The organism is Xanthomonas melonis (genome assembly GCF_020783655.1).
Classification (GTDB): domain Bacteria; phylum Pseudomonadota; class Gammaproteobacteria; order Xanthomonadales; family Xanthomonadaceae; genus Xanthomonas; species Xanthomonas melonis.
Window position 1 is genome coordinate 25,189 of the sequence record NZ_JAJGQH010000016.1, and the last position, 19,496, is coordinate 44,684.

A 19,496-nucleotide genomic window follows, 5' to 3' on the forward strand; every position below is an offset into this window, starting at 1 on the left:
CGTGCGATCTGGCGCACAGATATAGGCGTGTGCTCTACCGTCAGCCAATGAAAAATTCACGGCAAGGTATGCATTTAAGGAATAGATATGGAAGAGTTCGGTCAGACAAAGGATTCCGGCCCGCGCAAGCCGGGATACAGGCGCCGCGCCGTGGTGCGCAGCGCCTGCAGAATGCGCTCGGCTCCCGGCGGCAGGACATAGTCGCGCCGCCGGATGATGCCGAACGATTCCATGCGCACGCCCAGTTCGATCGGCAGCACGGTCAGCAGCTTTGCCTGGATCAGCGGCGCCACCGATTCCACCGGCAAGGCGGTGAGCATGTCGGTGCCGCGCAACAGGGTCGAGGTGACCGGCAACGAGGACGTTTCGATGGCGTTGGTCGGCGTCTGTACGCCATGTTCCATGAACATCGAATCCAGCCGCGCGCGCAGCACGCTGTCGGCCGGCGGCAGGATCCAGCCATGTCGCACCAGGTCCACGTGCTGCAGCCCGGCACGGCTGGCCAGGGGGTGGCCAGCACGTGCGATCACCGAATGCGGCTCGTCGGCCAGCGGCTCGAATTCCAGCTCTCCCACGCCTTCGGGCCCGAGGATGCGGCCGATCACGATGTCCAGCTGTCCGTCCAGCAGTTTGGCCACCAACGGACGGCTGTAATCCATCTCCACCCGTACCAGGATGTCCGGAAACTCGCGCTTGACCTCGGCAATGGCCTGCGGCACCAGGTTGGTGCCGGGATTGACCACGGTACCGATCGAGGCCTGCCCCATCCGCCCGGCACGCAGCGCCGCAATTTCCTCCTGCGCGCGGCCGATCTCCGACATCGCCGCGCGGGCGCGACGGATCAGCACATGCCCGTACCAGGTCGGCTCGACGCCACGGGCATGCCGCTCGAACAGCTTCACCCCCAGCATGTCTTCCATTTCAGCCAGCAGCTTGGAGGCGGCCGGCTGGGTCATGCTGGCGGCTTCGGCTGCGCGCAGCACCGAGCGTTGCTCGTGCAGATGCAGCAGCAACAGCAGCTGACGGGTCTTGAGGCGAGCTGCGTTGAACCAGGGTGTACCGGAATTTGCCATGGGAGTGCGGTCGCGGCCGTGTATTCGTCGGAGGAATAGAATATGCCGAAAATTTCATTTGCCGCACATATCTCGCCGCGCGAGGCTAGCGCTCGCCGCAACCAGAGCCTCAGCGCTTCCAGGCGCGGCCAGAACAGACGTGACCCATCCCGACCGGATGGCAACACGCACGCCACAACCGCGGAGGTGCAAGACGATGACGGCAGCTTGTCGGCCACCTGCGGGCCGTAGCGCCACGCATGCGCGCATCGCCCCACCCTGCCGCGGCCCCCGTTCGTATCGCATTGCACCGCGGCGTTGGTGCCGGATCGCCTCCGGGCGCCGCGCCTGCGCAGTTGCGCACGCTCTTCCGACCATTGTGGCCCATCGGGCCGGCAATGCTCGCTTTCCGCTCTCTCGCGAGTAACCGCATGACTTCAGATACCACTGCCAGCCTGTTCTCCCTGCCCCTGGTCGCCATCCTGCGCGGCATCACGCCGGAAGACACGCTGGCCCATGTCGGCGCGCTGATCGACGCCGGCTTCGATGCGATCGAGATCCCGCTCAACTCGCCGCGCTGGGAGCAGAGCATTGCGCTCGCGCAACAGACCTATGGGAAGCGCGCCTGGATCGGCGCCGGCACCGTGCTGCGCAACGAGGACGTCGACACCCTGGCCGACATCGGCGCGCGCTTCATCGTCACGCCGAATACGCGGCCATCGCTGATTCGTCATGCGGTGTCGCGCGGCCTGACCGTGGTGGCCGGTTTCGCCACCGCCAGCGAAGCCTTCGATGCCATCGATGCCGGCGCGCAGGTCCTCAAACTGTTCCCGGCAGCCACCTATGGCGCGGCGCACGTGCGCGCGCTGCGTTCGGTGCTGCCCACGCACATCCCGGTCTACGTGGTCGGCGGCGTCAGCCCGCAGACCCTGGCCGGCTTCATGGCGCAGGGTGCCGCCGGTGCCGGCATCGGCGGCGAACTGTACAAACCCGGCCAATCCCTCGAAACGACCCAGACGCATGCACGCGCGTTCGTGCAGGCCTACCAGGAACTGCAAGGATGAAGATCACCCGCCTCACCACCTACCACGCCGCACCGCGCTGGCTGTTCCTCAAGGTCGAAACCGACGAGGGCATCACCGGCTGGGGCGAGCCGGTCATCGAAGGCCGCGCGCGTTCGGTGGAAGCCGCCGTGCACGAACTGGCCGGCTACATCGTCGGCAAGGACCCGGCGCGCATCAACGACCTGTGGCAGACCATGTACCGCGCCGGCTTTTACCGCGGCGGCGCCATCCTGATGAGCGCCATCGCCGGTATCGACCAGGCGCTGTGGGACATCAAGGGCAAGGCGTTGGGCGTGCCGGTGTACGAACTGCTGGGTGGCCTGGTGCGCGATCGCATGAAGACCTACCGCTGGGTCGGCGGCGACCGCCCCGGTGCCATCATCCAGCAGATCACCGACTATCGCGCGCTCGGCTTTGACACCTTCAAGTTCAACGGCACCGAAGAGATGAAGCTGATCGACAGCGCGCGCGCAGTCGACGCCGCCGTGGTCAAGGTGGCGGAAATCCGCGCCGCCTTCGGCAACACCATCGACTTCGGCATCGACTTCCACGGCCGCGTCGGCGCGCCGATGGCCAAGGCGCTGTTGCGCGAACTGGAGCCGTTCAAACCGCTGTTCGTGGAAGAACCGGTGCTGGCCGAGCAGGCCGAATACTACCCGCGCCTGGCCGCGAGCACCTCGATTCCGCTGGCGGCCGGCGAGCGCATGTTCTCGCGCTTCGAGTTCAAGAACGTGCTGTGCACCGGCGGCATCCAGATGGTGCAGCCGGACCTGTCGCATGCCGGCGGCATCACCGAATGCGTCAAGATCGCCGCCATGGCCGAGGCCTACGACGTCGGCTTCGCCCCGCACTGCCCGCTCGGCCCGATCGCGCTGGCGGCGTGCCTGCACGTGGACTTCGTCTCGCACAATGCGGTGCTGCAGGAACAGAGCATCGGCATCCATTACAACGAAGGCGCCGACCTGCTCGATTACGTCGTCAACAAAGAAGATTTTCACTGCGTCGATGGCAGCATTGCCGCCCTGCCCAAGCCCGGGCTCGGTGTGGAGATCGACGAAGACATGCTCAAGCGCGCCAACGAGAACCCGCCGGACTGGCGCAACCCGGTGTGGCGTCACGCCGACGGCAGCATCGCCGAATGGTGAGCACGCCCGAACATACCGCCGTGCTGTCGGTCGACAGCCGTTGCACGCACGGCGAAGGCGTGCTGTGGTGCGAACAGCGCCAGGCGCTGTACTGGGTCGACATCAGCGAGAAGCGCCTGTGGCGGCATCACCCGGCCACTGCGCAGTCGCGCTACTGGACGCTGCCAGATCGCCCGGGATGCATCGGCCTGATGGACGATGGCCGCGTGCTGGTCGCGCTGGCCAAGGCCATCGGCATCGTCGATCCGGATAGCACCGACGCCGATGCCCTGCCCTTCGAGAAGCTGGCCGATATCGAGGCCGACAACCCGCTCACGCGCAGCAACGACGGTCGCGCCGACCGCCACGGCAACCTGGTGTTCGGCACCATGGACGAACACGACAGCAAGGCCGCACGGGGAGCGCTCTATCAGTTCTCGCTCAAGCACGGCTTGCGCGCGTTGCCGTTGCCGGGCGTGTCCATTCCCAATTCGATCTGCTTCAGCCTGGACGGCCGCACCATGTACTACTGCGATTCGGTGCGCCCGCAGATCCTGTGTTGCGATTACGACCCGGAAACGGCGCAGGCCGGCAATACCCGCGTATTCACCACCCTGGATCGCGACGATGCCGAGCCGGACGGCTCCATCATCGACAGCCAAGGCCACCTGTGGAATGCGCAATGGCGTGCCTCGCGCGTGGTGCGCTATCGCCCGGACGGCAGCGTGGATCGGATCGTGCAGTTGCCGGTCAAGCACCCCACCTGCAGCGCCTTCGGCGGCGCGGCGCTGGACCGCCTGCATGTGATCTCCTCGCGCCTGGACCATAGCGCCGAGGAACTGGCCCGCATGCCCGAGGCCGGCGGCCTGTTCGTCTGCGACCTCGCCGTCGCCGGCCTGCTCGAAAGCCGGGTGGCCAGCGCATGATCGCCGTCGACTGGGGCACCAGCAGCCTGCGCGCATACCTGCTCGACGCCAACGGCGCCGTACTCGACCACCGCCGCGGCAGCGACGGCATCCTCGCCTGCCAGAACCGCTTTGCCGCCGTACTGAATGCATTGATCGACGGCTGGGAAGGCCCGGTGCTGCTCTCGGGCATGATCGGCAGCCGCAATGGCTGGGTCGAACAGGCCTACCTGCCCTGCCCGGCCGACACCGCGGCCCTGGCCGCAGCGATGCGCCGCTACGACGACCTGCTGCCCGGGCGCACCCTGTGGTTCGTGCCCGGCGTCAGCACCGGCGAACGCAACGGCGTGCCCGACGTGATGCGCGGCGAGGAAACCCAGCTGGTCGGTCTGCTCGCCAGCCTGGGCCAGGGCGAGCACGTCGCTTGCCTGCCGGGCACGCACAGCAAGTGGGCCACGCTCGCCCACGGCCAGCTGACCGACTTCGCCACCGTCATGACCGGCGAGCTGTATGCGGTGCTGAGCCAGCACAGCATCCTGGGCAAGCTGATCCCCGACGCCCACGCCGAGCTCGACGCGCCCGCGTTCCTGCTCGGCATCGAGCGCAGCGCCGAACCGGGCGGGCTCAGCCACCATCTGTTCGGCACCCGCACGCTGGGCCTGTTCGACCGCCTGGATGCGCAGGCGCTGCCTTCCTACCTGTCGGGCCTGCTGATCGGCCACGAATTGCGCGAACAGCGCGGCACGCACGCCACCGTGCATCTGGTCGGCAGTCCCGTGCTGGCGCAGCGCTATGCGCTGGCGTTGCAGCATCTAGGCGTTGACAGCCAGTTGCACCCGGAAGATCTGGCTGCCGCAGGCTTGTTCGCGCTGGCCAGGCAGCGCAGGCTGGCTTGATAGCAGCATGAGTGGATCTGATCACGCTGCCAGTCGTTGATTCACTTGGCTGGCGCGTGGCGACGCGTTCATCATGCCGAACTCTCAAAGATTGCAGCGGCGCCCCCTCATCCGGCGCTGCGCGCCACCTTCTCCCGAAGGGAGAAGGAACTAAAGCCCCTCTCCCTGCGGGGCGAGAAGGCACGGCTTACGCGCCACCGGCGCGCGTGCCTTGGAGCGCCCGCGCCGCGAGCGCGGGCCGGGGCGTAGAGTGGGCGTTGGGGTGAGGGTACGGCGGCAGACAGCCAACTCGACGAACTCACCCAACATCGCTCAAAGCGCGCACCGCCGTCAGCCGGACCTCACTAGCCGACGGGCACCACCTGCGCAGGACAGTAAGCAGCTGCTGCAGCAAAAAATCGCACGCTCCCCCCCAAAAATCACCAACCCCACACCCATCGCCCGACTGCTTTAGAATCGACAGGCTAAACGCCGGATCCTGCCATGCCTTTTGTTGTCACCGAAAACTGCATCAAGTGCAAATACACCGACTGCGTCGAGGTCTGCCCGGTGGATTGCTTCCACGTCGGCCCGAACTTCCTGGTCATCGATCCGGACGAGTGCATCGACTGCACCCTGTGCGAACCGGAATGCCCCGCCAACGCGATCTACCCCGAAGACGACGTACCGGCGGGACAGGAAGCCTTCGTGGCCCTCAATGCCGAGCTGGCCAAGGCCTGGCCGGTGCTGACCGTGCGCCAGGAACCGCTGCCCGATGCCGCCGAATGGGATGGCAAGCCGAACAAGCTGCCGCTGCTGCAGCGCTGAGGCACGCTGGTGCGCTCAATGCGCCACCGCCACAAACGCAGAACGGGCGCCCAAAGCGCCCGTTCTGCTGTTCTGGACCGCTGAACCCGCTCAGCCGCCGAGCTTGCTCTTCAGCGAGGAAATCACCGCCACCGGCGCGGCCGCCGTGGCCGGCATGCCGCGCGGATCCACCGCCGACACGTAGCTGCCCGCCTCGACCTTCACCACACGCACCAGGAAGCTGGAGCCCTCGTAGCTCACGTCGTAGGAGCCGAGCATCTGCGCCTTGCTGGCGATGGTCAGGCCGGGAATCTCGGCCAGGGCCGCACCCACCTTGGCAAACACCTCATCGCGCTCGCCCGGGGTGGTGAAGCCGCTATTGGCGCTCGCCGACGGCGGCGTGTTGGTCTGCTGGGTGGTCGAGGCCAGGCTCGGCACCTTCATCGCACCGGAGGTATCGGGCAGGTTCAGGTCCGGCGGCACTTCCAGCGGGCGGGCCTCCGGCGCCAACGCATAGTCGCCGCGCGCGCCCTTCTTGAACCAGCTGCAACCGCTCGTGGCGGCGACGGTGGCAGTCGCCAGCAACGCGAGCGACAGCACGCGGACGGGGGAAACGGAATGACGCATCGATAGATCTCCTGGGTCAGGCCGCGAGCATTTCGCGGCTGGAAAGCGCTTCCAACGCGATGGCGTCGGCGGCAAGGCGGTCGGCGGCAGGCTGGTGCACCGCAGAAAGTGGCAGCAGCGGCAGGCGCAGGCCGTGCCCGATCCCGGCACGCTGCAATAGCGCCTTGACGGGAATGGGATTGGATTCGATCCCGCAGAAACTGTGGTACTCGCTCAGGCGCGCGTCCCAGGCCAGGGCCGCTTCGCGCTGGCCGTTGCGGGCCAGCTCGCACAGGCGCCGATACGCGGACGGCAAGGCATTGGAGGCCACCGAAATCAACCCGGCAGCGCCGGACAGCATCGCTTCTGCGGCGCTGCCGTCGTCGCCACTGAGCACCACGAAACTGTCGCTGCGCAGTGCGACCAGCGCGGCCACCCGCTCGGACTCGCTGCGTGCTTCCTTGATGCCGACGATGTTGGGGTGATCGACCAGCTCGGCCACCGTCTCCGGCAGCAGGTCGCAGCCGGTACGGCCGGGCACGTTGTACAGCACCACCGGCAGCCCGCCCTGATCGGCGACCGCCTGGAAATGCGCTTTCAGCCCGGCCTGGGTCGGCCGCACGTAGGGCGGCGTGACCACCAGCGCGTATTGCGCGCCCAGCGCCGCAGCACGACGCGTCTGCGCAATGGTCTTGGCGGTGCCGGACAGGCCGGTACCGGCCAGCACCGGCACGCGTCCGGCCACTTGCGCCACGGCCACACGCAACAACGTGTCGTGTTCGTCGTCGCTCAGTGCGGCGGCTTCGCCGGTGGAACCGGCAACCACGATGCCCTGCACACCGCCGTGCAGCTGCTGCTCCAGCAGCCGCCGCCAGGCATCCAGGTCGAGTGCGCCGTCGGGACCGAACGGGGTCGCCAGCGCGGTGATGATGCCGGAAAGGGACAAGATTCTGCTGCTCTTACGTGACAGGGAAGGCCCGCGCGGGCGCGGGTTGAGACCACCCGCATGTTACTTGCGGCGCGAAAGCACGGGCAAGTATGCTGGTCACCGCCAGGGCGCCTGCCCGGGCGGCCATTCAGCCTGATGCAATGCCGGAAGCCCCTTTGACTGACTCGACTCCCCGGCCTTCGCCGACCGAAAACCACCTCCTGATCAACGCCTACACGACGCATCCGGAGTCCCCCCTGCTGCCCGTCACCCGCCGCATCGCCGACAGCGGCTGCAATCTCGTGGATGCCCGCCTGGCCACAGTGGGGCGCGATGTCTCGGTCACTGCGCTGGCCACCGGCTCCTGGGATTCGGTGGCCAAACTGGAAGCCATGCTGACCCGCCTCGAACGCGAGGAAGGCCTGAAGCTGGTGTGGTATCGCACCGGCCCCAAGCAGGCGCAGTCCAATCTACTGCCGTACATCGTCGAGGTGATCGCCGCCGACAAGCCCGGCATCCTGTTCCAGCTGGCCGATTTCTTCGACCGCCAGGGCATCACCATCGAAAACCTGCAGAGCACCCGCTACCGCGCCATGCAGACCGGCGCGGAGATGTTTTCGGCGCAGGTGACCATCGGCGTGCCGGCCAACATGCACATCGCCGCCTTGCGCGACGATTTCCTGGAATTCTGTGATCACCTCAATCTCGACGCGATCATGGACCCGATGAAGTTCTGAGGCAGGAGTTCTCCATGGCCATCGCGATGTCCGCGCTGAAACAGATGTTCGAGCACATCCGCTCGGAGACCGACTGGAATCTGGACGGCGCGCTGCGCTGGGAATACTTCTTCGCCGATCCGGCGCAGCAGCCGTTGCAGCAGCTGGCCGAACAGTTGACCAAGGACGGCTACCGCGTCATCGACATCTTCCTCGGCGAGCGCGACGAAGACGATGGCGACGACGAAGAGTCGTACTTCCTGCACGTGGATAAGGTCGAGCATCACACGCTGGAGTCGCTGGATCAGCGCAACGCGGAGTTCGACGCGCTCGCCAGACGCTTCCACGTGGCCGCTTACGATGGGATGGACGTCGGGCCGGCCTGACCGGCCACCGACCTGCCCCCTCCTTCAGGCCGAGCAACCATGACCGACGCCGCAACCGAACTTTCCGCCGCAACCCTGGACCTGCCGCTGGCCTTGTCCGGTGGCACCCAGGCCAACTTGCGCAGCTACGCCGGCCAGTGGCTGGTGCTGTACTTCTACCCGAAGGACAGCACCCCCGGCTGCACCACCGAAGGCCTGGACTTCAACGCGCTGCTGCCGCAGTTCAAACAGGCCGGCGCTGCGGTGCTGGGCGTCTCGCGCGACTCGGTGAAATCGCACGACAACTTCTGCGCCAAGCAGGGGTTCGCCTTCCCGTTGATCAGCGACGGCGATGAAGCGCTATGCCGCGCCTTCGACGTGATCAAGCAAAAGAACATGTACGGCAAGCAGGTGCTCGGCATCGAGCGCAGCACCTTTCTGCTGTCGCCCGAGGGACGCATCGTGCAGGAATGGCGCAAGGTCAAGGTGGCCGGCCATGCCGATGCCGTGCTGGCCGCGTTGAAGGCGCACGCCAAACAGTGACATCCCTCGTTTCCCGCGCTCTCCATCGCCCTGCCCCGGCAGGCGCGATGGCTCGCCCCTGCCCCATCACCTGGAAGACCCAATGACCCGAGGCAAGCGCATCTACGTGCTGGACACCAACGTGCTGATGCACGATCCCACCGCGCTGTTCAAGTTCGAGGAACACGACGTGTTCCTGCCGATGCAGGTGATCGAGGAGCTCGACAACGCCAAGAAGGGCACCTCCGAAGTCAGCCGCAACGCGCGCCAGGTCAGCCGCTTCCTGGACGAGCTGCTGGAGAACACCGATGCCGAGCAGATCCAGGCCGGCATCCTGCTGAGCCATCCTCAGGGCATCCAGCTCAAGGGCCAGAGCGCGATCGGGCGGCTGTATTTCCAGATCCACCCGATCGACCCGGGCCGCACCTTCGGCGCGATGCTGCCGGACAACAAGATCCTGGCCTCGGTGCTGGCGCTGCGCGAAGAAAACCCCGAGGTTCCGGTCATCCTGGTGTCCAAGGACATCAACCTGCGCATCAAGGCCTACATCAGCGGCCTGGTCGCGGAGGATTATCAGAACGACCGCGCGCTGGACGACTTCAGCCTGCTGTTCACCGGTGCGATCGAACTGCCGGAGGACTTCTGGCAGAAGCACAACCAGGACCTGCGCAGCTGGAACGAACGCGGCCGCACCCATTACGAGATCGTCCTGGCCGCCGACGAGGACTGGCACCCCAATCAGTATCTGTACCTGCCGGGCGAGGACGAGGTCGAACTGCGCGTGGCGCGCGTCGGCGGCGGCAAGGCCACGCTGTGCCTGGTCGACGACTTCCGCACCGCCCAGCACGCGGTCTGGGGCATCGCCGCGCGCAATCGCGAGCAGAATTTCGCGCTCAACGCCTTGATGGATCCGGAGATCGACTTCGTCACCCTGCTCGGCACCGCCGGCACCGGCAAGACCCTGCTCGCACTGGCCGCCGGCCTGGCGCAGACCCTGGACCAGCAGCGCTATCGCGAGATCATCATGACCCGCGCCACCGTCAGCGTGGGCGAGGACATCGGCTTCCTGCCCGGCACCGAGGAAGAAAAGATGACGCCATGGATGGGCGCGCTGACCGACAACCTGGAAGTGCTCACGCACAACCAGGAAGGCGGCTCGTGGGGCCGTGCGGCCACCAACGACCTGCTCGCCAGCCGCATCAAGATCCGCTCGATGAACTTCATGCGCGGGCGTACCTTCCTGTCGCGTTATCTGATCCTGGACGAGGCGCAGAACCTCACTCCCAAGCAGATGAAGACGCTGATCACCCGTGCAGGTCCCGGCACCAAGATCGTGTGCCTGGGCAATGTCGAGCAAATCGACACGCCTTACCTCACCGAAACCACCTCGGGCCTGACCTACGCAGTGGACCGCTTCAAGGCCTGGCCGCACAGCGCGCACCTCACGCTGCGCCGCGGCGAGCGCTCGCGCCTGGCCGACTTCGCCTCGGAGGTGTTGTGATGCGCAGCATGCGCGGCGCGGCGGCGCTTGCGGCGATCGCGCTGGCCGGCTGCGCCACCACGCAGGCGCCGTCCAGCGTGCCGACCAGTCTCAAGAGCGGGCAATCGTGGATCATCACCCGCCAGGGCATCGCCGAGCAGGTGCTGGACACCTGTTCGCGCGACAGCCCCGCACGCCAGCCTGGGCGCATCAGCGGCTACTGGGCGCCCACGCAGCAGCAGATCGAACTGCTGGAATCGCGCCAGGACGCGCTGACCCCGACCATCGCCGAACCGCGCGAATACGATCGCCAGTACGTTGGCGTGGTGATCCAGGGCCAGCAGCTGATCTATATCAACGCCTTCAAGCTGCCCAACGATCCACCGATCAGGCCGGCCCGGGAGGCGATCCGGGTCTGCGATGGTGGTAGCGCGTTCTGGGGGGCGCTGTACGATCCGCAGACCGGTGCGTTCTCGGACATCGCCATCAACGGCAGCCCCTGAAGCAGGCACTGTCGCGAGTCGGTGCACATGCAGCGCTCCGGCGCCGCACACCCCGCCCCCCGGCAGTGCAGAATCGGCACATGACCACGCCCAGCACGCTGTCCGCATTGACCATCGCCGGCTCCGATTCCGGCGGCGGCGCCGGCATCCAGGCCGACCTGAAGACCTTCGCCGCGCATCGTGTGCACGGCCTGTCGGCGATCGCGGCGCTGACCGCGCAAAACACCCGCGCGGTCACTGCGGTGCACATCCCGCCGATCGCCTTCCTGCAGGCGCAGGTGCATGCCTGTTTCGAGGATTTCGAGATCCAGGCAGTCAAGCTGGGCATGCTGGCCAACGCCGAGGTCATCCACTGCGTGGCCGATCTGCTGGAGACATATCGCCCCCCGTTCGTGGTGCTGGACCCGGTCATGGTTTCCACCAGCGGCGCGCGGCTGCTGGAAGACGCCGCGCTGGAGGCGTTACGTCATCGCCTGCTGCCGCTGGCGACGCTGATCACGCCCAACACGCCCGAAGCCGAGCTGCTGACCGGCCGCCGTATCGCCGATGCCGGCTCGGCCGAGCATGCGACCGCAGCCTTGCTCGATCTCGGCGCACAGGCGGTGCTGCTCAAGGGCGGCCATCTGCACGAAGGTGCACGCGTGGTCGACCGTTTCGACGATGGCGTCACCCAGGACGTGTTCATGCATCCACGCCTGCCGGTGGATGCGCACGGCACCGGCTGCAGCCTGTCGGCGGCGATCGCCGCACAGCTGTGTCAAGGCCTGTCGCTGCTCAATGCCTGCCAGGCCGGCATCGACTATGTGGCGCGCGCCATCCGCATCGGCCAATGCCCAGGCAATAGCGAGGTGGTGGTACTCGACCATTTTGGCGCCGCGCCGGGCGCATGAGCGTCCACAGCGAGCTCCTGAGCGCGAGCGCAGCGGATGGACATCGCTGGCAGCTGATCCGCCATGCGCCTGCACAGCCGATCGCCGCGTTGCTGTGGCTACCGGCACTGGGCGTGGCAGCACGGCATTATCAGCCATTCGCGACGGCACTGGCCTCTGCCGGCATCGCGGTGTATCTGCACGAATGGCGGGGCAACGGAAGCAGCACGCTGCGCCCATCGCGCCGCCACGACTGGGGCTTTCGCAGCCTGTTGGACGACGACATTCCCGCCAGCCATGCGCTGCTGGAGCGAGAAGCACCACACCTTCCGCACATCGTCGGCGGACACAGTCTGGGCGGACAGTTGGCCTGCTGCCATGCCGCGCTGCAGCCCATGCGCATCGCACACCTGTGGCTGGTTGCCAGCGGCTCGCCCTACTGGCGGCAGTTTCCGCGCCCCCTGCGCTATGCGCTGCCCGTGGCGTATCGCGCCCTGCCCTGGTTGGCCCGCGTGCAAGGCGTGCTGCATGGGCGGTCGCTGGGCTTCGGTGGCACCGAGGCGCGCAGCCTGATCGCCGACTGGGCACACGTCGGTCGCAGCAATCGCTATCGCGCCGCGGGTACCGCATGGAATCTGGAACGCGCGCTTGGCGCGCTTACGCTGCCGGTCACTGCTGTGACGTTTGCGCGCGACCGCTTCGGCCCGCCTGCGGCGTTGCACGCTTTGCTGCGCAAGATGCCGCAGGCACATGCCCACGTACGGCAACTGGACGATGCGCAGCTGGGCGTACGCAGCGATCATTTCGCCTGGATGAAGACACCGGCCGCCGTAGCCGCCGTGTTTGGAGACTCCTGCGGCAAGGCGGCCGACCGCTGGCGGATTTCACAAAGGGATTGACGACCCGTGCGGGCTTCCGCATAATTCCGCTCCTGACGAGGCGCCCGTAGCTCAGTTGGATAGAGTACCTGGCTACGAACCAGGCGGTCGGGAGTTCGAATCTCTCCGGGCGCACCATCTTCAGAAAAGTAAAAAAAAAACAGCATTGAATCGCGGTTTTTTCAGTTGAACCTTCGGTTGCACCGCACCGGATGGACAACACAAAACAAGACATGCGCCCGTAGCTCAGTTGGATAGAGTACCTGGCTACGAACCAGGCGGTCGGGAGTTCGAATCTCTCCGGGCGCACCAATCTTGAAGAAAACGACCAGCTTGCTGGTCTTTTTTTTGCCTGTCGCCATGGCTCCGATGCATCGATGCCCATCGCCGCTGCCGATCGCAGCACTGGCACCGATCGCGCACATGTCGGCCGACGATCGCTGCGCAGCTCGCATGCATGCACCAGCGATCACACCGTTGCACCTCGCGCGTCTGCGTCCGCGACCACCACGACCGGCAGCAACGACGTCACCGGATAGCCGGCGTCGTGCCACGCATCCAGCCCACCCCGCAACGGCCGCACATCGCGATAGCCCCGCGCGCGCATGCGTCCGGCCAGCCAGGCGGCAGACACTTCGCCGGGGCACGCACAGTAGATCACCACGGCACGTTCGCGCGGCACGCTGGCAAGGATCTGCGCCAGCTGCCGCTCATCGGCGAACATGGCGCCGGGGATCGTGTACGGCTGCAACTCGCGATACCCGGGCGCACGAATGTCCAGCACCGTGGGGCGCTGCGGCTCATCGCCTTCCAGCAACGGCAGCAACTCGTCCACCGCAATGCGCGCCTGTTCCAATGACCGCAGCAAGGCATGCCGCCGCCACCAGCGCCAGCCGACATAGCAGGCCAGCAGCACCGCCAGCACCACCACCGCACCGGAACCCAGCTCGGACAGGAAGACCAGCACGTCCTGCACCTGATCGGCGAACACCGCTCCCAGCCCCAGGCCAACCAGCGCCCAGAGCGCAGCACCGAACGCGTCGTAGCGCAGGAATGCCCAGAGCCGCACCTGGCTGGCGCCAGCCATCGGCACCGAGACCATCGACAGGCCAGGCACGAACTTCGCAACTGCCAGCACGCGCACGCCCCAGCGCGAGAAGAACCGCTCGGTCTTCTTCATGCAGGTATCGCGTGACAACGACAGCCGGCAGAGCGACTGCAAGGTGCGGTTGCCGAAGCGCCGCCCAGCCAGATACCAGGCCAGATCGCCCAGCAGGCTCGCCAATACCGACACGCCCAGCGCCACCAGGCCGGCCAACAAGGCATCGCTCCCGCCCGCCAACGCGTAGCCGGCGCCCACCAGCACCAGGGTCGGCAGTGCCGGCACCGGCAGCCCGAGCGACAATGCCAGTACGTTGGCGAAGACCAGCGCCAATCCGTACTGTTCGATCAAGCCTTGCATGCGGGGGCCCTGCGCGACGGCAAGCGGCCATTATCCGCGCCGCTGCCGATGCCCGACTACCCGACGGCGACGGAACGATACGTTTCCGCAAGCGAGCGCAACCAGTGGTCGAACAAGCCGTCGCCGCGCAGCGCCTGCCGCCACCAGCGCAAAGCCTCACCCTCTTCGCCGGGCCGCCAGGCCAGAGAGAAGGTTTCGTCGGCCTTGCGCGCGTCCACCGCCACTTCCTGCAGGCGACCGTCCTGCAGTGCCGCACGCGCATACGGCTCGGGCAGGAAACCGTAGCCGACCCCGGCCAGTTGCAGCAGCAGCTTGGTCTGCATGTCGGGAACGGTCAGCACGTCGCGCCCGGACAACACTCCCACCGTACGCGGCAGCAGACGTCGCGCCGAATCCGCCACCACGATCGCACGATGATCGGCCAGCTCGGCCGCTCCGGGCTGCTGCACATGCGCCAACGGATGCGTGGCAGCGACCGCGAAGACGAAGCGCAGGCTGCCGATCGGTTCGGCGACATAGCCACCGCCGCTGGGTCCCTCGCCGGCGGCGACGATCAGATCCACCCGTCGATCCAGCAAGGCTTCCCAGCAGCCGGACAGCGACTCGCTCAGCACGCGCAAGCGCGTGCTGTCGGCCACGGTATAGAACTGCAGGATCTGCGCCTGCAACAGCGCCACGGGCAGCACTGCATCCAGCCCGATCGCGAAGTCCGACTCCCAGCCGGAGGCCACCCGCCGCACCCGCACCTCCAGTTCCTGCGCCGCGCGCAGCAGGTGTCGTCCCTCACGCAACAGCTCGCGACCGGCCTGGGTCGGCGTGGCCTTGGGCCCTACCCGCTCGAACAACTGCACCCCCAGGTCCTGCTCCAGCTTGGTCACGGTGTAGGAAATGGTCGAGGGCACCTTGAACAAGACCTTGGCGGCCGCGGCGAAGGAACCACGGCGGTCGATCGCATCCAGGATCTGCAGCGCTTCCAGGCTGATTTTCATTGTTCGAATTTTTCGATGATAAGACTCGAATCTACTCGCTTTTTCTTGCGGGCGCAGAAGCGGAGACTACGCATCAAGCCGCTGGGCCCGATATTTCACCCCTAGCGAAAGTTCGAATCTACCAAGGAGCAAGCAGTATGTTGAACGTCCGCAAGAGCGACACCCGTGGCCGCGCCGAGCATGGCTGGCTGTCCTCGCGCCACACCTTCTCCTTCGCCAGCTACCACGATCCGCGGCATATGGGGGTGGGTCCGCTGCGCGTGATCAACGAAGACAAGGTGCAACCGGGCGAAGGGTTCGGCACCCACGGCCACCGCGACATGGAGATCATTTCCTACGTGCTGGGCGGCGCGCTGGAGCACAAGGACAGCATGGGCACCGGCTCGGTCCTGCACTATGGCGACGTGCAGCGCATGAGCGCCGGCAGCGGCGTGACGCATAGCGAATTCAACCACTCGGCCAGCGAGCCGGTGCACTTCCTGCAGATCTGGGTGATGCCCGAACGCAACGGAATCGCGCCGAGCTACGAGGAAAAGCATTTCGACGCCGACAGCAAGCGCAACCAGTTGCGCCTGATCGCCTCGCCCGGCGGCGAGGATGGTTCGCTGCGTCTTCATCAGGATGCGCGGCTGTACGCCACGATCCTGGACGGTGCGGCGCACCTGCGGCAGCCCTTGGCCGAGGGCCGCATCGGTTACGTGCAAGTGGCCCGCGGCAGCCTGACTGTCAACGGGCAGGTGCTGTCGGCCGGCGACGCGGTGCAGGTCATGGGTGAGCCGGAGATCGTACTGGGCGACGCCCACGACGCCGAAGTCCTGGTGTTCGATCTGCCGAAATGACGCAACCGGTGCCGCCGCACCCTGCCGCTGAAGCGAGGCGCGGCCAACAACCGCGCACTCGCATGCGTGCGGCGGCTCCGTCGACTCTGCAGCGATCCGCAACGGCCCTTGCCGGCGTCCAACGCCGGCGCACGCAGGCCGCAGCGGATCGGCCCTTCCGAAGCACCGCCGGCCCACCGACGCAACCCAACGCTGCGCCAGCCGCCTCGGAGACAGCGCCTGCGCCGCGCTCCGATATGTACGCGCGGCGCAGACGCCCATTCCCTTCCGTCAGGCCGCCTGCGGACGGGCCGGTCGCTCTGCGGCCGTGCCGGACTGCGGTGCAGATCCGTCGGCATCGCCGTTGACCAGCGCGAACAAGGCATCCGCATCGGCCTCCAGCACACGTGCCGAGCGCGCCAGATCATCGACCATTTGCGCCTGGTCGCGCGCCTGCACCCCGATGGACTGCAATGCCGTATTGGCGGTGGAGATGTCCTGCGCCTGCTCGCGGCTGGCGCTGGCGATCTGCTCGACGGTGGCGGTGACGCGCAACACCGACGTCACCATGTCCTGCATCACCACACCGGCCTGCTCGGCCAGACGCGAGCCATCGCCGACCTGATCGGTCGCATTGTCGATCAGCGAACGGATTTCCCGTGCAGACACGCTGCAGCGTTGCGCCAGATTGCGCACTTCGGTGGCCACCACCGCGAAGCCACGCCCCTGTTCGCCGGCGCGTGCCGCTTCCACCGCCGCATTCAATGCCAGCAGATTGGTCTGGAAGGCGATGCCATCGATGACCTCGATGATCTGGCCGATCCGGTCCGTGGCCGAACGAATACCGGCCGTGGTCTTGACGACCTGGGCAATGACGTCGGCACCGCGCCGCGCCACCGCCGCCGAGTCTTCGGCCATCTGCCGCGCCGATCCCGCATGCTCGGAATTGACCCTCACCGTCGCCGCCAGTTGATCGATCGTGTTCGACGTCCGCGCCACCGCGCTGGACTGGGTGGACGCGCGGCTGACCAATTCCTGATTGCTGGCGGAGATATGGTGCGACTCGCGCTGCACGTTCTGCGCGATGCTCATGGTCTGTCGCACCAGCGCGTGCATGCGCTCGGCCGAGCGCACCTGGTCGGTGACATCGGTAGCGTACTTGACCACCTTGTACGGCCGACCCGACACGTCGAGGATCGGGTTGTACGAGGCCTGGATCCACACCGCAGTGCCATCCTTGCGCAGCCGGCGATAACGCCCCGCATCGAACTGACCGCGCGCCAGCTTTGCCCAGAAATGGCGGTAATCCTCGGACGCACGGTAGGCGGCATCGACGAAGGTTCCGTGATGCCGACCGATCGCCTCCTCCGGCGTGTAACCCAGGATCGCCAGGAAGTTTTCGTTGGCGCTCAGCACATGCCCATCCAGATCGAACTCGATCACTCCCATGACCTTGTCAATGGCCTGGATGCGGCCATCCGCATCGGCCGAATCGACGACCTGCCGGGTCACGTCGGTGGCGTACTTCACCACCTTGTAGGGGCGCCCGTGCTCATCCAGGACAGGATTGTAGGACGCCTGGATCCAGACCTCCCGCCCGTCCTTGCCGATGCGTCGGTAGCGACCGGCATCGAATGCGCCGCGCCCCAGAGAATCCCAGAACGCGCGATAGGCGGCGGACTGGCGTGTGGCCGCATCCACGAACATGCCGTGATGCCTGCCGAGGATCTCATCGAGCCGATAGCCCATCACCTGCAGAAAATTCTGGTTGGCATCGAGTATCGTGCCGTCGAGCGAGAACTCGATGACAGCCATCACCTTGTCGATCGCCTCGATCCGCCCTTCGAAGTCGGCGGTCTGACGTACCTGTTGGGTGATGTCGGTGGCGTACTTCACCACGCGATAGGCCTTGCCGGCGCGATCGAGCAAGGGATTGTAGGACGCGTTGATCCAGACCTCGCGCCCGTGCTTGTCCAGCCGGCAGAAACGCCCCGCATTGAAGTCGCCGCGACGCAATGCGTCCCAGAACTGGCGATAGCTCTCGCTGTCGCGGTCGCTCGTGGTAACGAACATGCGGTGATGCTGGCCAACCACTTCGTCCAGCCGGTATCCCATCAGCGACAGGAAGTTCTGATTCGCATCCAGGATGCGGCCATCCAGATCGAACTCGATCACCGCCATCACCCGGTCCACTGCATTGGCCTTGTGCTGCAGCGCGCGGCTCCAGAAAGAGAACAGGCGTTCAAACAGCGGCGATAGGCGCATCACGTCGAAATCCGGGAAAGGGTCGACGTCATTAGCGGCGCACGGACGCCCGACTTGACCTCCGACGCATACCGCACTGCCTCCGTCACTGCGACTGGCGCAGTCTTCTGCATGTGTGCACTCCCAGCCAAAGCGCACCGAGATTCCGGACTGCGTCACAACGCTCCTGCAGCTGGTACCTGCATGCGGACCTACGTGATGCCGGCACACCGAATCGATCGCGTCACAACGACCCGACCCAGGCGAGCGATCGTGCGTTTCTTGTCCGCACCGGCCCGCTTGCGCGCGCCAATCTGCGATGCGCGACCTACAGCAAGCCGCCGCAGTGCTCGCCAGCAAGCCGGTGCGCTCGACTGGCAAGCCGCCGGCATCGCTCGCAATGCCACTGCGGCCTGCTGCGCGCAGGACCGCACCCCAGGCAAGCCCGCGTCAGCAGCAGGTCTGCTTCAGGAACGCGATTGAGCCCGGCGCGCCGTCCATTCGCCGACGCCACCGTCGCGGCGTATGCCTGATCGTCGGATGCCAACATCCGGATCGATGATCGACGCCGCGGACGCGCGTCGATGTGGAGGAAGCGTCGCCGGGACGCGGCGGCGTGTACGGCGAACCCATCGCAGCAGCTGTGGCTGGATCGGTTCATCGGCCGAGCTCGCACTACAAACCAACACCACGTTGTCGCACAGTGCCGTGCGCACCAGGTCCCAGACCGCCAGCGCGAAAACGCGCGCACTCCCGTGGCCCCATCGCACAAATAAAAACGCCTGCAAATCAGCGATTTGCAGGCGCTTCAGATACTGGCGGAGCGAGAGGGATTCGAACCCTCGATAGAGCTTTTGACCCTATACTCCCTTAGCAGGGGAGCCCCTTCAGCCACTCGGGCATCGCTCCAGTTTTCTCGATCTGCCGCGACATCCGTGGCAGGCCGCGAAGAATACCGGGTAAGAGGGGCTAAGGTAAACCCTTTATCGCGATCAATTCGAAGAATCGTCTCCGTGATGCGCGCCGGAAGCGACCGGCTCGTCCCCACGCTGGATACGCTGATAGATTTCTTCGCGATGCACAGCCACATCCTTCGGTGCGGTGATACCAATACGCACCTGATTACCCTTGACACCGAGCACGGTAACCGTGACCGAGTCGCCGATCATCAGGGTTTCGCCTACCCGGCGAGTGAGGATCAACATTTTGCAAATCTCCTGGAACCGGTGGTTTTCCCACCAGCATCGACGGCCTCCCGAGTGAGACGCGCCCTACGTAAGGGGAATAGA

General features: G+C 66.2%; 20 protein-coding genes and 3 tRNA genes. 15 read left to right on the plus strand and 8 right to left on the minus strand.

What is annotated here, in order from left to right; genetic code table 11:
• Window positions 1-101 precede the first annotated feature (101 nt).
• Window positions 102-1,073, minus strand: a complete 972-nt coding sequence (locus LL964_RS16030; RefSeq protein ID WP_104588341.1) for a LysR family transcriptional regulator — start codon at window positions 1,071-1,073, stop codon at window positions 102-104.
• A gap of 410 nt (window positions 1,074-1,483) precedes the next feature.
• Between LL964_RS16030 and LL964_RS16035 the strand changes: the two genes are divergently transcribed.
• The 5 genes from LL964_RS16035 to fdxA all read left to right on the plus strand — a co-directional run bounded on the left by LL964_RS16035 (window position 1,484) and on the right by fdxA (window position 5,848).
• On the plus strand, window positions 1,484-2,116 hold the full coding sequence (locus tag LL964_RS16035; RefSeq protein ID WP_104588340.1) for a 2-dehydro-3-deoxy-6-phosphogalactonate aldolase: 633 nt from the start codon (window positions 1,484-1,486) through the stop codon (window positions 2,114-2,116).
• Window positions 2,113-3,261: a galactonate dehydratase gene (gene dgoD / locus LL964_RS16040; protein WP_104588339.1), complete on the plus strand. Its 1,149-nt coding sequence runs from the start codon at window positions 2,113-2,115 to the stop codon at window positions 3,259-3,261. Before LL964_RS16035 ends, dgoD begins: the two co-directional genes overlap by 4 nt.
• Window positions 3,255-4,166, plus strand: coding sequence for an SMP-30/gluconolactonase/LRE family protein (locus LL964_RS16045; RefSeq protein ID WP_104588338.1), 912 nt, complete (start codon window positions 3,255-3,257; stop codon window positions 4,164-4,166). The genes dgoD and LL964_RS16045 overlap by 7 nt, the downstream gene beginning before the upstream one ends.
• Window positions 4,163-5,041, plus strand: coding sequence for a 2-dehydro-3-deoxygalactonokinase (locus LL964_RS16050; RefSeq protein ID WP_104588337.1), 879 nt, complete (start codon window positions 4,163-4,165; stop codon window positions 5,039-5,041). The genes LL964_RS16045 and LL964_RS16050 overlap by 4 nt, the downstream gene beginning before the upstream one ends.
• A gap of 483 nt (window positions 5,042-5,524) precedes the next feature.
• Window positions 5,525-5,848: a ferredoxin FdxA gene (fdxA, locus tag LL964_RS16055; RefSeq protein ID WP_039404267.1), complete on the plus strand. Its 324-nt coding sequence runs from the start codon at window positions 5,525-5,527 to the stop codon at window positions 5,846-5,848.
• Window positions 5,849-5,938: 90 nt separating this feature from the next.
• On the opposite strand, the gene LL964_RS16060 is transcribed toward fdxA, so the two are convergent.
• Together LL964_RS16060 and dapA are read right to left on the minus strand one after the other, a co-directional pair.
• Entirely contained in the window at window positions 5,939-6,454 is a 516-nt protein-coding gene (locus LL964_RS16060; protein ID WP_104588336.1) for a hypothetical protein, read from the minus strand.
• 16 nt (window positions 6,455-6,470) lie between these two features.
• The gene (gene dapA, locus LL964_RS16065) at window positions 6,471-7,379 is read right to left on the minus strand and encodes a 4-hydroxy-tetrahydrodipicolinate synthase (RefSeq protein ID WP_104588335.1); all 909 of its coding nucleotides are present in this window, start codon (window positions 7,377-7,379) and stop codon (window positions 6,471-6,473) included.
• A 92-nt stretch (window positions 7,380-7,471) separates the two neighbouring features.
• On the opposite strand from dapA, the gene LL964_RS16070 reads away from it, so the two are divergent.
• From LL964_RS16070 to LL964_RS16110, 9 genes are all read left to right on the plus strand, one after another.
• Window positions 7,472-8,098, plus strand: a complete 627-nt coding sequence (locus LL964_RS16070) for a glycine cleavage system transcriptional repressor (protein ID WP_011036914.1) — start codon at window positions 7,472-7,474, stop codon at window positions 8,096-8,098.
• A 14-nt stretch (window positions 8,099-8,112) separates the two neighbouring features.
• Window positions 8,113-8,463, plus strand: a complete 351-nt coding sequence (locus tag LL964_RS16075; RefSeq protein ID WP_167395401.1) for a ribonuclease E inhibitor RraB — start codon at window positions 8,113-8,115, stop codon at window positions 8,461-8,463.
• A 39-nt stretch (window positions 8,464-8,502) separates the two neighbouring features.
• Entirely contained in the window at window positions 8,503-8,985 is a 483-nt protein-coding gene (locus LL964_RS16080; protein WP_104588334.1) for a peroxiredoxin, read from the plus strand.
• Between the two features lie 82 nt (window positions 8,986-9,067).
• Window positions 9,068-10,465: a PhoH family protein gene (locus tag LL964_RS16085; RefSeq protein WP_104588333.1), complete on the plus strand. Its 1,398-nt coding sequence runs from the start codon at window positions 9,068-9,070 to the stop codon at window positions 10,463-10,465.
• Window positions 10,465-10,947 (plus strand): hypothetical protein, encoded by a 483-nt coding sequence (locus LL964_RS16090; protein WP_104588332.1) that lies wholly within the window; start codon window positions 10,465-10,467, stop codon window positions 10,945-10,947. The genes LL964_RS16085 and LL964_RS16090 overlap by 1 nt, the downstream gene beginning before the upstream one ends.
• Before the next feature lie 80 nt (window positions 10,948-11,027).
• Window positions 11,028-11,837, plus strand: a complete 810-nt coding sequence (thiD, locus tag LL964_RS16095) for a bifunctional hydroxymethylpyrimidine kinase/phosphomethylpyrimidine kinase (RefSeq protein ID WP_167395400.1) — start codon at window positions 11,028-11,030, stop codon at window positions 11,835-11,837.
• Window positions 11,834-12,715, plus strand: coding sequence for an alpha/beta hydrolase family protein (locus tag LL964_RS16100; protein ID WP_104588330.1), 882 nt, complete (start codon window positions 11,834-11,836; stop codon window positions 12,713-12,715). The genes thiD and LL964_RS16100 overlap by 4 nt, the downstream gene beginning before the upstream one ends.
• A 40-nt stretch (window positions 12,716-12,755) precedes the next feature.
• Window positions 12,756-12,832 (plus strand) — tRNA-Arg (locus LL964_RS16105).
• Window positions 12,833-12,929: 97 nt separating this feature from the next.
• Window positions 12,930-13,006 (plus strand) — tRNA-Arg (locus LL964_RS16110).
• 157 nt (window positions 13,007-13,163) lie between these two features.
• Here LL964_RS16110 and LL964_RS16115 read toward each other — a convergent pair.
• Both LL964_RS16115 and LL964_RS16120 read right to left on the minus strand, forming a co-directional pair.
• Window positions 13,164-14,156, minus strand: coding sequence for a DedA family protein/thiosulfate sulfurtransferase GlpE (locus LL964_RS16115; protein WP_104588329.1), 993 nt, complete (start codon window positions 14,154-14,156; stop codon window positions 13,164-13,166).
• A 56-nt stretch (window positions 14,157-14,212) separates the two neighbouring features.
• A complete protein-coding gene (locus tag LL964_RS16120; protein ID WP_104588328.1) occupies window positions 14,213-15,145 on the minus strand; it encodes a LysR family transcriptional regulator in 933 nt (310 codons plus the stop codon).
• 137 nt (window positions 15,146-15,282) lie between these two features.
• On the opposite strand from LL964_RS16120, the gene LL964_RS16125 reads away from it, so the two are divergent.
• Entirely contained in the window at window positions 15,283-15,984 is a 702-nt protein-coding gene (locus LL964_RS16125; protein WP_104588327.1) for a pirin family protein, read from the plus strand.
• 270 nt (window positions 15,985-16,254) lie between these two features.
• On the opposite strand, the gene LL964_RS16130 is transcribed toward LL964_RS16125, so the two are convergent.
• From LL964_RS16130 to csrA, 3 genes are all read right to left on the minus strand, one after another.
• Complete coding sequence (locus LL964_RS16130; RefSeq protein WP_208621474.1) at window positions 16,255-18,201, minus strand: methyl-accepting chemotaxis protein; 1,947 nt, start codon at window positions 18,199-18,201, stop codon at window positions 16,255-16,257.
• A gap of 822 nt (window positions 18,202-19,023) precedes the next feature.
• Window positions 19,024-19,116, minus strand: a tRNA-Ser gene (locus tag LL964_RS16135).
• An 83-nt stretch (window positions 19,117-19,199) separates the two neighbouring features.
• The gene (gene csrA, locus LL964_RS16140) at window positions 19,200-19,412 is read right to left on the minus strand and encodes a carbon storage regulator CsrA (protein ID WP_003481884.1); all 213 of its coding nucleotides are present in this window, start codon (window positions 19,410-19,412) and stop codon (window positions 19,200-19,202) included.
• Between the last annotated feature and the right edge of the window lie 84 nt (window positions 19,413-19,496).